Here is a 12,814-nt window from a genome sequence, read left to right as displayed (position 1 = left end):
GCTGACCGGCAAGGAGTTGCGTTCATGACCGCGCACGGGCCCGGCACCCGCCGGGGGTCCGGGGGTCGCCCCCCCGGGAAGACACAGCCTGGAGCTGACCGGCAAGGAGTTGCGTTCATGAGCCCGGAACCGACCCGCAAGGAGCTGCGCCGATGAGCGCCGGCACGTTCACCCCCGCCCCGGGGGCGGCCCCCGTCTCCCGCATGATCCTCGCGCAGACGGCACTGGAGACCCGGATGCTGCTGCGCAACGGGGAGCAGCTGCTGCTGACCGTGATCATCCCGGCGCTGCTGCTGACCCTCTTCTCCGCCGTGGACATCGTGACCGTGCCCATTCAAGAGGGCGGTGCCGAGAAGTCCGTGGACTTCCTCGCCCCGGGCGTCCTGGCCCTCGCCGTGATGTCCACGGCCTTCACCGGCCAGGCCATCGCCACCGGGTTCGACCGCCGCTACGGGGTCCTCAAGCGCCTCGGGGCCTCCCCGCTGCCGCGCTGGGCTCTGATGGCCGCCAAGACCCTGTCCGTCCTGGTCACCGAGGTGCTCCAGATCGCCCTGCTCACCGCGATCGCCTTCGCGCTCGGCTGGTCCCCGCACGGGAACCCGCTGTCGGCGGCCGCGCTGATCCTGCTCGGCACCGCCGCGTTCTCCGGGCTGGGCCTGCTGATGGCGGGCACCCTCAAGGCCGAGATGACCCTGGCCGCCGCCAATCTGGTGTTCCTCCTGCTGCTGGTCGGCGGCGGGGTGATCGTGCCGATGGAGAAGTTCCCGGGCGCCCTGCGGTCCGTACTGGAGCTGCTGCCCATCTCGGCCCTGTCCGACGGGCTGCGCGAGGTGCTCCAGCACGGGGCCGCCCTGCCCTGGGGCGACGCGGCCGTGCTGGCGGCCTGGGCCGCACTCGGCCTGGGCGCCGCGGCGCGCTTCTTCCGCTGGGAATGAAACCCTTCCCCTCGCGGCGGCGCAGCCGCGAGGATGGGCGCCTCCACACATGAAGCCGGGGGGGCGGACATGGTGCAGCGGGAGGCCGTTCTACGGCTGGACGAGCAATGGGCACACGTGCGGTCGGGGGCGGCGCACGCGGAGCCGGCGGAGCGCGAGCGGCTGCTCGACGAGCTGGTCGCGGCCCTGCGCACCCGACCCGACGACCCCGACTGCATCGCGCTGCTGGGACTGCGCCTCGCCGACCGGGCCGCCCTGCGGTTCGCCGAGGGGGACCGCGCGACCGCCCTCGCCACGATCGAGGAGGGGCTGCGCAGCTCCCAGCGGGCGGCCGCGTACTCCCCCGACTTCACCCGCTGGTACGCCCGCGGGCTGATCAACCACGGGGTGTGGCTGGCCTGGCCGCTGAGCGACGGGGACCGGCTGCCCAAGCACCCGCTGGGCCGGACCGCCACGGAGGGGCCGAGCGCCATGGAGCGGGCGGCCGGTGAGCGGGCCCGCGATCTGACCCGCACGGCGGTGGGGGTGTGGGCGGGCCTGGACCAGAACGACCCGGTCAACCGCCGGGGCCTCGCCCAGGCCAAGGTGTTCCTCGGGGACCGTCTCGCGGAGCTGGGTTCCACCGAGGACGCGGTGGCCTGGGCGGTGGACGCCGAGTCGGACTTCCGCGAGCTGCTGCTCGCGGGCCACGGCCCGGAGGCGTCCGAGGAGGCCGAGGAGGCGCTCGACCACATCGGCAGGCAGCTGGAACTGCGCCTGCGCTTCCTGGCCTTCGGCTCCCTGGTGAGCCTGCGCGCCGAGCGGCTGCTGCCGGAACGGCTGCTGCCCCAGGCCGTGGTGGCCGCCCGCGCCCAGGGGTTCGAGGAGTCCGAGATCGCGGCCCGGCTGCGCCTCGGCGCCGGGCAGGTGCGCACGATGCTGGAGGTCACGCCCTGGCTCGCGGTGTGGCGCGTCGAGGTGCGCGGCCCTGACGGCATGTGGAACGTACTGGAGCATCCATGGCACAGCGCCACAGAGGTGAGGAACAGGACGGCCCAGGACATAGGAACTGAATTAGTAAGAGAGTTCCTGGGCTCGGCGGACCACCCCGGCGACGGCGGCCACTGGCGCGTCCTCCTGTGGTGGCACGCGGAGGGCGACCCGGCCGGAGCGCTCTTCCGGCTGGCCTCCGGCCCCGACGCCCCCACGGACACCCCCTCGTGAAACTTTGCACAAGGCTCGGCCTACGATAGGTGCCGTGTTGAACCCATTCGCATACATCGCCAGTCGCTGGACTCCGTCACCCCGGATCGTCCGGCGGGCCGCGGCCGCCGCGCTCCTCATGAGCGTGGTCATCGTCGTCACCGGCGGCGCGGTGCGGCTGACCGGATCCGGACTCGGCTGCGACACCTGGCCCAAGTGCACCGACGACAGCCTCGTCGCGACTCCGGCCCAGGGCTTCCACGGCGCCATCGAGTTCGGCAACCGGATGCTGACGTACGTGCTCAGCGCGGCCGTCGGCTGGGTCATCCTCGCGGCCCGCTCGGCCAAGCCCTGGCGCGCCGCGCTGACGAAGCTCGGGTGGGTCCAGTTCGCCATCGTGGTGGCCAACGCCGTGCTCGGCGGCATCACCGTCATGACGGGTCTCAACCCCTACAGCGTGGCCGGGCACTTCCTGCTCGCCACCTCGCTGATCACCGTGACGACGGTGACCTGGCAGCGCACCCGGGAGGGCGACCGCGCCCCCCGGCCGCGTGTGCCCGGCCCGGTGCGCAAGCTGGCGTGGGCGCTGCTCGCGGTGACCTTCGTACTGATCGCGGCGGGCACGGTGGTCACCGGTTCCGGACCGCACGCCGGTGACCGCAGCGAGATCGAGCGGATGCCGTTCGACTGGTCGGCCACCGCCCATGTGCACGCCGTCGCCGCCTGGGTGGTGTGCGCGCTGGCTGTGGCGATGTGGCTGGTGCTGCGCGTGGTCGACGCCCCCGCGGACACCCGGGCCCGCGCCCGTGACCTGCTGATCGTGCTGCTCGCGCAGGGCGCCATCGGCTACGTGCAGTTCTTCACCGAGCTGCCCGAGCTCCTCGTCGCCGCCCACATGCTGGGCTCCTGCCTGGTGTGGATCTCGGTGCTCCGGCTCGCGCTGAGCCTGCGCGAGCGGCCGGCCGGGCAGGCGGAGATCCCCGCTCAGGGCGACCCCCAGCTCTCCACCGTCTGAACCGCGGGGTTCAACCCCGCCCGTCCAGCCGGTAGACGCGGCGGGCGTTGCCCGCCGCGACCATGGAGGCCACCCGGCCCGCGTCCCGCCAGGACCAGGACCCCTCGCCGACCCAGCCGCCCAGCACCCGGCCCAGCGCCTCCCGGAACACCAGGGCACCCACCGCGTGCAGCTCGGGCAGCTGCCGCCCGCCACTGGAGAACAGCAGCTTCCCGAACGGGACGATCTCCAGCAGCTCGGCCAGGACCGCCGCGGCCCGCGCCCCGGTCCGCCCGAGGGCCGCGCCGGCGTCGGCGTGGACGTGCGGGAAGGACGCGGCCAGCTGCGCCGTGTGCCGGTGGTAGGGGTATCCGCCGAGCAGCACCAGCCGCGTCCCCTGACCGGCGGTGGCCTGCACGAACCGCGTGAGGCGCACCGGGTCCCCCGCGCCCGTGTGCAGCTGGAGCGGCAGCCCGGACGCCACCGCGCTCCACAGCAGGTGCCGCAGGAGTACGGGGTCGCGTACGGGCTCGCCCTTGACCCGGCGGGCCAGCCACCGGCCGGCCGCCCCGCGCACCTCGCCCGGATCGGGCGGCTCGGGCGCCCGGTCCAGGACGACCGGGTAGTCGGCGGCAGCGCCGCAGCTGAAGGCCACTGCCCCGGCGGCGGTGTGGTGCATGGCCTCGGCGAGATTGGCGAGGAAGGCGGCCACCGTCCCGGAGGTGTCGGCGACCTGCTCGGCCAGCAGTTCGGGCCGGACCACCTCGAAGCTCTCGGCGTCCCCGGCGAGGGCCAGCTCCTTGGGGCCGGTGACGTCACCCGCCGCGCCGGTGTCGACCAGGTGGGCGCCGACCCCCGAGCCCCGCAGCAGCAGCCGCGCGGACTCGGCCGCGCCCAGCTCGCGCCGCCGGGCCAGGTACCGGGCGGGCGCACAGTGCGGCTCCAGCCCGAGCAGCGGCGGGCACCAGCGGCGCACCGCGAAACCGGCCTGCGTGTCGAAGAAGGTGGTGCCCGCGGCGGGCGGGCCGACCGAGCGGATCAGCTGGGCCTCGAAGGTGGCCAGGCCCAGCTCCGTACGGAGGAATCCGTGGCAGTACTGGTCCACCAGGGGCGGCGTTTCGATCATCCGGGCATCCCGTTGCGGACGTGGGGAAGGAGCTTCCACACGTCCTAACGGGTGAGCGGGGTGCGAGGTGTTGCTCGTGCTGTTGACCGAGCGGCCACTCCGCGCCCCCGGCGGCCTCCGGGAGGGCTAGGCCGCCGGGTTCTGCTGCCCGCCGAGCTGGATGCCGGCCATCCGCGTCCACTCGTACGGGCCGGTGCGCACGCGCGCGGCGAACTCCCCGTCGAACTCCTCGTGGAGGGTCAGCCCGGCCTTCTCGGCGGCCAGCCGGGCCACTGCGAAGGTCGGGGCGACCAGGTCGCCCCATTCGCCGTCCGTGCCCACGAGCACGATCCGGGTGCCGGCCTGGCCGATGTGGGCGAGGTGGCCCTCGGCGCCGCCGTGCAGGCCGGCGAAGGCACCGATCTGCCTGGCCAGCTTCGCCGCCGTGCGGTCCTGCTTCTTGTCTGCGGTGGTGTCTGCCATGAAAGGCATGCTACCGGTGAGTAATCAGCGGAGGAAGGGATCCACGGCCACCGCCACGAACAGCAGCGACACATAGGTGATGGACCAGTGGAACAGGCGCATCTCCTTGAGCTTCGCCCCTGTCACGCCGGCCTTGGCGCGAGCGTGCAGCGCGTGCGCCTCCCACAGCCACCAGCCGCCCGCGACCAGCGCGACCGCCGTGTAGAACCATCCGGTGTAGCCCAGCGGGGTCAGCAGCAGCGAGACCGCCACCATCACCCAGCTGTAGAGGACGATCTGCCGGGCCACGACCTTGTTGCCCGCCACGACCGGGAGCATCGGCACGCCGACACGCGCGTAGTCGTCCTTCACCTTCATGGACAGCGGCCAGTAGTGCGGCGGCGTCCAGAAGAAGATGACGAGGAAGAGGATGACCGCGGCCCAGGAGACCTCGTCCTTGACCGCGGACCAGCCGATGAGCACCGGCATGCAGCCCGCGATGCCGCCCCAGACGATGTTCTGGGCGGTGCGCCGCTTCAGCAGCATCGTGTAGACCACGACGTAGAAGAGGAGCGCGCCGAGCGCGAGGGCGGCCGAGAGCCAGTTGATCAGCAGGCCGAAGAAGAGCGTGGAGACCACACCGAGGGTGATGCCGAAGGCCAGGCACTCCCGTGGGCTGACCATGCCGGTCACCAACGGGCGCTGCGAGGTCCGGTCCATCAGGGCGTCGATGTCGCGGTCGATGTACATGTTCAGCGCGTTGGCGCCGCCCGCGGACAGGTAGCCGCCGAAGCAGGTCGCGAGGACCAGCCACAGCGACGGCACACCCTGCTCGGCGAGGAACATCACCGGCACTGTGGTGATCAGCAGAAGTTCGATGATCCGCGGCTTGGTCAAAGCCACGAAAGCCATGACCCGGGCCCCGAACGGCCGGTGGACGGGGCTCGTCCCGAGCACCCCCGCTGGACGGGATTCGACGGCCGTCACACGCACCCCTGAGAGAGAATCCAGCAAGCCCCGGCTCGCACCGTTCAGTAAATGAAGGGCCGGTGGAGGCTTGCGCGTACCACGCCACTCTAGACGTTGCGCTTCGGTCGCCCCGCGCCGGGGTCGCTTCGTGTTGGGCCGATCGGACGGGGCGGGCAGGTGAACACGGGCTGCCGGCGTGGTGACGGACCGTGGGCACTCGAATAGCCCCACGCCGTTGCGGGGGTAGGCTCGGAATCGCGCCGGTGCGACCGTTCGTCACCGGGAACAGACATGTGGAGAGGAGCCCTGACCAACGGTGAGCACCAAGCCGACCACCACAGAGCTCGAGTGGACCGAACTGGACCAGCGGGCCGTCGACACCGCCCGCATCCTGGCCGCTGACGCGGTCCAGAAGGTCGGAAACGGCCACCCCGGTACGGCGATGAGCCTGGCCCCCGCCGCGTACACCCTCTTCCAGAAGGTGATGCGGCACGACCCGGCGGACCATGAGTGGGTCGGCCGCGACCGCTTCGTGCTCTCCGCGGGGCACTCGTCCCTCACCCTTTACACCCAGCTCTACCTCGGTGGCTTCGGCCTGGAGCTGGACGACCTCAAGGCGTTCCGCACCTGGGGTTCCAAGACCCCCGGTCACCCGGAGTACGGCCACACGGCCGCCGTCGAGACCACCACCGGCCCGCTGGGCCAGGGCATCGCCAACGCGGTGGGCATGGCCATGGCCGCCCGCTACGAGCGCGGCCTGTTCGACCCGCAGACCCCGCAGGGCGCCTCCCCGTTCGATCACATGATCTACGCGATCGCGGGCGACGGCTGCCTCCAGGAGGGCATCTCCCACGAGGCGTCCGCGCTGGCCGGCCACCAGAAGCTCGGCAACCTGGTGCTGCTGTGGGACGACAACCACATCTCCATCGAGGGTGACACCGAGACGGCCGTCTCCGAGGACACCCTCAAGCGGTACGAGGCGTACGGCTGGCACGTCCAGCGCGTCGCGCAGCAGGAGAACGGCGACCTCGACCCGAAGGCGCTGTTCGCCGCCCTCCAGGCCGCCAAGGCCGAGACCGAGCGCCCCTCCTTCATCGCGATGCGCTCGATCATCGCCTGGCCGGCCCCGCACGCCCAGGGCACCGAGGCCTCGCACGGCTCCGCGCTCGGCGACGACGAGGTCGCGGCCACCAAGCGCGTGCTCGGCTTCGACCCGGAGAAGACCTTCGAGGTCTCCGACGAGGTCATCTCCCACACCCGCAAGGCGCTCGACCGCGGCCGCGAGGCCAAGGCCGCGTGGGAGAAGGACTTCTCCGCCTGGCGCACCGCCAACCCGGAGCGCGCCGCCGAGTTCGACCGCGTCAACGCGAACGAGCTGCCCGCGGGCTGGGAGGACGAGCTCCCCGTCTTCGAGGCCGGCAAGGGTGTCGCCACCCGCGCCGCCTCCGGCAAGGTGCTCCAGGCGCTCGGCGCGGTCATCCCGGAGCTGTGGGGCGGCTCGGCCGACCTGGCCGGCTCCAACAACACGACCATCGACAAGGACTCCTCGTTCCTGCCGGTGGGCAACCCGCTGCCGGAGGCCGACCCGTACGGCCGCACCATCCACTTCGGCATCCGCGAGCACGCCATGGCCGCGGCCATGAACGGCATCGCCCTGCACGGCCACACCCGCGTGTACGGCGGCACCTTCCTGGTGTTCTCCGACTACATGCGCAACGCCGTCCGCCTCTCCGCGCTGATGCACGTCCCGGTGACGTACGTGTGGACGCACGACTCCATCGGTCTCGGCGAGGACGGCCCGACCCACCAGCCGGTCGAGCACCTGGCCTCGCTGCGCGCCATCCCGGGCCTCAACGTCGTCCGCCCGGCCGACGCCAACGAGACCGCCATCGCCTGGCGCGAGATCCTGCGCCGCCACACCAAGGTGTTCGGCAAGGGCGCCCCGCACGGCCTGGCGCTCACCCGCCAGGGCGTGCCGACCTACGAGCGCAACGAGGACACCGCCAAGGGCGGTTACGTGATGTTCGAGGCCGAGGGCTCCGAGGGGGAGAGCACAGCCGCCGAGGTCGTCCTCATCGGCACCGGCTCCGAGGTGCACCTGGCCGTCGAGGCCCGCGAGCAGCTCCAGGCCGAGGGCATCCCCACCCGGGTCGTCTCCATGCCGTCCGTCGAATGGTTCGAGGAGCAGGACCAGGAGTACAAGGACAGCGTCCTGCCCTCCTCGGTCAGGGCCCGCGTCGCGGTCGAGGCCGGCATCGGCCTGACCTGGCACCGGTACGTCGGCGACGCCGGCCGGATCGTGTCGCTGGAGCACTTCGGCGCCTCCGCCGACGCGAAGGTGCTGTTCCGCGAGTTCGGCTTCACCGCCGAGGCCGTGACCGCCGCCGCCAAGGCCAGCATCGAATCGGCACGCCTCGCCGCAGCCGCGCGCTGACGCCCGTACAACACCAGTAGGAGATGCAAATCCCATGACAGACGCACTCAAGCGCCTCTCCGACGAGGGCGTGGCGATCTGGCTGGACGACCTGTCCCGCAAGCGCATCACGTCCGGCAACCTGGCCGAGCTCATCGACCAGTCGCACGTGGTCGGTGTCACCACCAACCCGTCCATCTTCCAGAAGGCGATCAGCAGCGGTGACGGCTACGAGCAGCAGCTCGCCGACCTCGCCGCCCGCAAGGTCACCGTCGACGAGGCCATCCGCATGATCACGACGGCGGACGTCCGCGACGCCGCCGACATCCTGCGCCCGGTCTACGACCGCACCGACGGCCAGGACGGCCGCGTGTCCATCGAGGTCGACCCCCGTCTGGCACACCAGACCACGGCGACCGTCGCCGAGGCCAAGCAGCTGGCCTGGCTGGTGGACCGCCCGAACACGCTCATCAAGATCCCGGCGACCAAGGCCGGCCTGCCGGCGATCACCGAGGTCATCGGCAAGGGCATCAGCGTCAACGTCACGCTGATCTTCTCGCTGGAGCGCTACCGCGAGGTCATGGACGCGTACCTCGCGGGTCTGGAGAAGGCCAAGGCCGCGGGCCTGGACCTCTCCCTGATCCACTCGGTCGCCTCCTTCTTCGTGTCCCGTGTGGACAGCGAGATCGACAAGCGCCTGGACGCCGTCGGCACCGACGAGGCGAAGGCCCTCAAGGGCAAGGCGGCACTCGCCAACGCCCGTCTGGCCTACGAGGCGTACGAGGAGGTCTTCTCCTCCGACCGGTGGAACGCCCTGGAGCGTGTCGGCGCCAACAAGCAGCGTGCGCTGTGGGCCTCGACGGGCGTCAAGGACCCGGCGTACAAGGACACCCTGTACGTGGACGACCTGGTCGCCCCGAACACGGTGAACACCATGCCGGAGGCCACGCTGGAGGCCACCGCCGACCACGGGCAGATCACGGGCGACACCGTGCGCGGGACCTACGGGCAGGCGCGCGCCGAGCTCGACGCGGTCGCGAAGCTGGGCATCTCGTACGACGATGTGGTGCAGCTGCTCGAGGACGAGGGCGTCGAGAAGTTCGAGGCGTCCTGGAACGACCTGCTGAAGTCGACCGAGGCGGAGCTTGAGCGCCTCGCCCCCACGGAGGCCTGAACACCTTGTCTGTAAACGGAGCGAACCCGCTTCGTGACGCACAGGACCGGCGGCTCCCGCGCATCGCGGGGCCGTCCGGCCTGGTCATTTTCGGCGTTACGGGTGACCTGTCGCGCAAGAAGCTGATGCCTGCCGTCTACGACCTGGCCAACCGCGGTCTCCTCCCGCCGGGCTTCTCGCTGATCGGGTTCGCCCGTCGCGAGTGGCAGGACGAGGACTTCGCGCAGGAGGTCCACGACGCGGTCAAGGAGCACTCCCGCACGCCCTTCCGCGAGGAGGTCTGGCAGCAGCTGGTGCAGGGCTGCCGCTTCGTCCAGGGCGACTTCGACGACGACGCCGCCTTCGAGACGCTGAAGGCGACGATAGAGGAGCTCGACAAGGCGCAGGGAACGGGCGGGAACTTCGCCTTCTACCTGTCCGTCCCGCCGAAGTTCTTCCCCAAGGTGGTCCAGCAGCTCAAGGACCACGGTCTCGCGCAGAAGGAGGGCTCCTGGCGGCGCGCCGTCATCGAGAAGCCCTTCGGCCACAACCTGAAGAGCGCCGAGGAACTCAACAAGGTCGTCCACGAGGTCTTCCCGCGTGACGAGGTCTTCCGGATCGACCACTACCTCGGCAAGGAGACCGTCCAGAACATCCTGGCGCTCCGCTTCGCCAACACCATGTTCGAGCCGATCTGGAACCGGTCGTACGTCGACCACGTGCAGATCACCATGGCCGAGGACATCGGCATCGGCGGCCGGGCCGGCTACTACGACGGCATCGGCGCGGCCCGTGACGTCATCCAGAACCACCTGCTGCAGCTGCTCGCGCTGACGGCGATGGAGGAGCCGGGCTCCTTCCACCCCAAGGCGCTGGTGGCCGAGAAGCTCAAGGTGCTGACCGCCGTGGAGCTGCCCGACGACCTGGGCAAGCACACCGTGCGCGGCCAGTACTCGGCGGCGTGGCAGGGCGGCGAGAAGGTCGTCGGGTACCTCGAAGAGGACGGCATCGACCCCAAGTCGAAGACCGACACCTACGCGGCCATCCGCCTGGAGATCAACAACCGCCGCTGGGCGGGCGTCCCGTTCTACCTGCGGACCGGCAAGCGCCTGGGCCGCCGGGTGACCGAGATCGCGGTGGTCTTCAAGCGGGCCCCGTACCTCCCGTTCGAGTCGGGCGCGACCGAGGAGCTGGGGCAGAACGCCCTGGTCATCCGGGTCCAGCCGGACGAGGGCGTGACGGTCCGCTTCGGCTCCAAGGTTCCGGGCACCTCCATGGAGGTCCGGGACGTCACGATGGACTTCGCCTACGGCGAGTCCTTCACGGAGTCGAGCCCCGAGGCGTACGAGCGGCTCATCCTCGACGTGCTCCTCGGCGACGCGAACCTCTTCCCGCGTCACCAGGAGGTCGAGCTCTCCTGGAACATCCTCGACCCGATCGAGGAGTACTGGGACAAGCACGGCAAGCCCGCGCAGTACCCGGCGGGCACCTGGGGTCCGGTCGAGGCGGACGAGATGCTCGCACGAGACGGACGGAGCTGGCGCCGGCCATGAAGATCGACCTGACGGAGACCAACTCCAGCAAGATCAACGCCGCGTTGGTGCAGGCGCGCCGGGACATCGGCACGCCTGCCATCGGCATGGTCCTCACGCTGGTGATCGTGACCGACGAGGAGAACGCGTACGACGCGCTCAAGTCGGCGAACGACGCGTCCCACGAACACCCCTCGCGGATCGTCGTCGTCGTCAAGCGGGTCAGCCGCTCGCCGCGCAGCCGCCAGGTCGCCCGTCTCGACGCGGAAGTCCGTGTCGGGGCGGACTCCGGCACCGGCGAGACGGTCGTGCTCCGCCTTCACGGCGAACTGGTCGACCACGCCCAGTCCGTGGTTCTCCCTCTTCTGCTGCCGGACGCCCCCGTGGTGGTCTGGTGGCCGGACGGCGCCCCCTCGGACCTGGCGGGCGACCCGCTGGGTGCGCTGGGCCAGCGCCGGATCTCGGACACGTACTCCACCGAGGACCCGATCGGGGCCCTCGGTGCGCGGGCCGCTGCGTACGCGCCCGGGGACACGGACCTGTCGTGGACCCGGATCACGCCGTGGCGCTCCATGCTGGCGGCCGCGCTGGACCAGCAGAGCCTGTCGGTGTCCTCGGCGACCGTCGAGGGCGAGGCCGACAACCCGAGTTGCGAGCTGCTGGCCATGTGGCTGGCGGACCGGCTCCAGGTCCCCGTCACGCGCACGCTGTCGTCGGGCCCCGGCCTGACGGCCGTGCGGCTGGAGACCAAGGACGGCGCGATCGTCCTGGACCGGGCGGACGGGGCGCTGGCCACGCTGTGCATGCCGGGGCAGCCCGACCGTGCGGTGGCGCTCAAGCGCCGCGACACGGCCGAGCTCCTGGCGGAGGAGCTGCGCCGGCTGGACCCGGACAACACGTTCGAGGCTTCACTGAAGTTCGGCGTGTCGAAGCTGCAGTCCGCGGACTCCGGCCCGGTCGAGGCTCCGGCCGGGTCCGGGGCCGGCACCGGGGCCGGGGCCGGGACCGGGGCTCGTGCCAAGGCCGAGGCCCCCGCCAAGGCCGAGCCCGCGAAGCCGGCGGCCAAGCCGGCGAAGAAGGCAACGGCCAAGTAGCCGTACCCTGCGGGGCTTCCCCCGCCCCGCCCCTTCTCCCCCGGCTACCGCTGGGAGGTGCCCCGGGAAACCGGGGTCCGGGCAGAGCCCCGGGAAACGGAGAAAGGGGCGGGGTGGGGGAACGGCTCCGCGCGGCGGCCCACCCGCACTACCAACGAAGGCGGCAGCACATGGGTATGACGACTCCCCAGGTCGTCGTCCACCGGGACAAGGAGCTGATGGCCCAGGCCACGGCGGCCCGGCTCATCACGAAGATCGTGGACGCGCAGACGGCTCGCGGCACCGCGTCCGTCGTCCTCACCGGCGGCCGCAACGGCAACGGCCTCCTCGCGGCGCTCGCCGCCGCCCCGGCCCGGGACGCGGTCGACTGGTCGCGCCTCGACCTGTGGTGGGGCGACGAGCGTTACGTCCCCGCCGACGACCCCGAGCGCAACCACACCCAGGCCCGTGCGGCCCTCCTGGACTCCGTCCCGGTGGATCCCGCCCGGGTACACGTCATGCCGGCCTCGGACGGCCCGTACGAGGACGACGTGGACGCCGCCGCGGCGGCGTACGCGGCCGAGCTGGCGGCGGCGGCCGGTCCGGAGGACCACGGCCCGGTCCCCCGCTTCGACGTGCTGATGCTCGGCGTCGGCCCGGACACCCACGTGGCCTCGCTCTTCCCGGAGCACCCGGCGACCCGCGAGGCCGAACGCACGGTCGTCGGCGTCCACGGCGCCCCGAAGCCCCCGCCCACCCGGATCTCCCTGACGCTCCCGGCGATCCGGGCGGCCCGGGAGGTCTGGCTCCTCGCGGCGGGCGAGGACAAGGCCGGCGCGGTGTCCCTCGCCCTCGGCGGCGCCGGGGAGTTCCAGGCCCCGGCGGCGGCCGCCTACGGCCGCTCCCGCACCCTGTGGCTCCTGGACCGCGCGGCGGCCGCGAAGCTCCCCTCCGGGATGTACCCGCCGGCCTCCTGACGTACGGCGAAGCGCCCCG

The 12,814-nt window shown here is 71.9% G+C and carries 11 protein-coding genes; 8 read left to right on the top strand and 3 right to left on the bottom strand.

The annotated features are described in order from the left end of the window. The first annotated feature begins 152 nt into the window (after positions 1 to 152). The 3 genes from ACFCZ1_RS18015 (at position 153) to ACFCZ1_RS18005 (ending at position 3,132) form a co-directional block, all read left to right on the top strand. Entirely contained in the window at positions 153 to 935 is a 783-nt protein-coding gene (locus ACFCZ1_RS18015; protein ID WP_376679243.1) for an ABC transporter permease, read from the top strand. Between the two features lie 69 nt (positions 936 to 1,004). Continuing rightward, positions 1,005 to 2,138: a hypothetical protein gene (locus tag ACFCZ1_RS18010; protein WP_376679242.1), complete on the top strand. Its 1,134-nt coding sequence runs from the start codon at positions 1,005 to 1,007 to the stop codon at positions 2,136 to 2,138. 4 nt (positions 2,139 to 2,142) lie between these two features. Continuing rightward, positions 2,143 to 3,132 (top strand): heme A synthase, encoded by a 990-nt coding sequence (locus ACFCZ1_RS18005; RefSeq protein WP_376679241.1) that lies wholly within the window; start codon positions 2,143 to 2,145, stop codon positions 3,130 to 3,132. A 10-nt stretch (positions 3,133 to 3,142) separates the two neighbouring features. On the opposite strand, the gene ACFCZ1_RS18000 is transcribed toward ACFCZ1_RS18005, so the two are convergent. The 3 genes from ACFCZ1_RS18000 to ACFCZ1_RS17990 all read right to left on the bottom strand — a co-directional run bounded on the left by ACFCZ1_RS18000 (position 3,143) and on the right by ACFCZ1_RS17990 (position 5,665). After that, positions 3,143 to 4,237 carry an amidohydrolase family protein gene (locus ACFCZ1_RS18000; protein WP_376679240.1) on the bottom strand — a complete coding sequence of 365 codons (1,095 nt, stop codon included), beginning with the start codon at positions 4,235 to 4,237 and terminating at the stop codon, positions 3,143 to 3,145. A gap of 126 nt (positions 4,238 to 4,363) precedes the next feature. Then, on the bottom strand, positions 4,364 to 4,699 hold the full coding sequence (locus ACFCZ1_RS17995) for a hypothetical protein (protein ID WP_376679239.1): 336 nt from the start codon (positions 4,697 to 4,699) through the stop codon (positions 4,364 to 4,366). A 24-nt stretch (positions 4,700 to 4,723) separates the two neighbouring features. Continuing rightward, positions 4,724 to 5,665 (bottom strand): heme o synthase, encoded by a 942-nt coding sequence (locus ACFCZ1_RS17990; protein ID WP_376679238.1) that lies wholly within the window; start codon positions 5,663 to 5,665, stop codon positions 4,724 to 4,726. 298 nt (positions 5,666 to 5,963) lie between these two features. On the opposite strand from ACFCZ1_RS17990, the gene tkt reads away from it, so the two are divergent. The 5 genes from tkt (at position 5,964) to pgl (ending at position 12,795) form a co-directional block, all read left to right on the top strand. Beyond that, a complete protein-coding gene (tkt, locus tag ACFCZ1_RS17985; RefSeq protein ID WP_376679237.1) occupies positions 5,964 to 8,081 on the top strand; it encodes a transketolase in 2,118 nt (705 codons plus the stop codon). Between the two features lie 34 nt (positions 8,082 to 8,115). Next, positions 8,116 to 9,234, top strand: a complete 1,119-nt coding sequence (gene tal, locus ACFCZ1_RS17980) for a transaldolase (RefSeq protein WP_376679236.1) — start codon at positions 8,116 to 8,118, stop codon at positions 9,232 to 9,234. A gap of 5 nt (positions 9,235 to 9,239) precedes the next feature. After that, entirely contained in the window at positions 9,240 to 10,766 is a 1,527-nt protein-coding gene (zwf, locus tag ACFCZ1_RS17975) for a glucose-6-phosphate dehydrogenase (protein WP_376679235.1), read from the top strand. After that, the gene (opcA, locus tag ACFCZ1_RS17970; RefSeq protein ID WP_376679234.1) at positions 10,763 to 11,839 is read left to right on the top strand and encodes a glucose-6-phosphate dehydrogenase assembly protein OpcA; all 1,077 of its coding nucleotides are present in this window, start codon (positions 10,763 to 10,765) and stop codon (positions 11,837 to 11,839) included. The genes zwf and opcA overlap by 4 nt, the downstream gene beginning before the upstream one ends. A gap of 176 nt (positions 11,840 to 12,015) precedes the next feature. Continuing rightward, positions 12,016 to 12,795 carry a 6-phosphogluconolactonase gene (gene pgl / locus ACFCZ1_RS17965; protein ID WP_376679233.1) on the top strand — a complete coding sequence of 260 codons (780 nt, stop codon included), beginning with the start codon at positions 12,016 to 12,018 and terminating at the stop codon, positions 12,793 to 12,795. Positions 12,796 to 12,814 lie beyond the last annotated feature (19 nt).

The organism is Streptomyces sp. NPDC056224 (genome assembly GCF_042267665.1).
In the GTDB taxonomy this organism is placed as follows: Bacteria; Actinomycetota; Actinomycetes; order Streptomycetales; family Streptomycetaceae; genus Streptomyces.
Note: the sequence above shows the minus strand (reverse complement) of the source record. Positions and strands in the feature narration are given on the sequence as shown.

Excerpts from the sequence above, each read along its gene's own strand:
- ACFCZ1_RS17995 (WP_376679239.1), bottom strand. The coding sequence starts at position 4,699 with ATGGCAGACACCACCGCAGACAAGAAGCAGGACCGCACGGCGGCGAAG.
- tal (WP_376679236.1), top strand. The coding sequence starts at position 8,116 with ATGACAGACGCACTCAAGCGCCTCTCCGACGAGGGCGTGGCGATCTGG.
- opcA (WP_376679234.1), top strand. The coding sequence starts at position 10,763 with ATGAAGATCGACCTGACGGAGACCAACTCCAGCAAGATCAACGCCGCG.
- pgl (WP_376679233.1), top strand. The coding sequence starts at position 12,016 with ATGACGACTCCCCAGGTCGTCGTCCACCGGGACAAGGAGCTGATGGCC.
- ACFCZ1_RS18015 (WP_376679243.1), top strand. The coding sequence starts at position 153 with ATGAGCGCCGGCACGTTCACCCCCGCCCCGGGGGCGGCCCCCGTCTCC.
- ACFCZ1_RS18010 (WP_376679242.1), top strand. The coding sequence starts at position 1,005 with ATGGTGCAGCGGGAGGCCGTTCTACGGCTGGACGAGCAATGGGCACAC.
- ACFCZ1_RS18000 (WP_376679240.1), bottom strand. The coding sequence starts at position 4,237 with ATGATCGAAACGCCGCCCCTGGTGGACCAGTACTGCCACGGATTCCTC.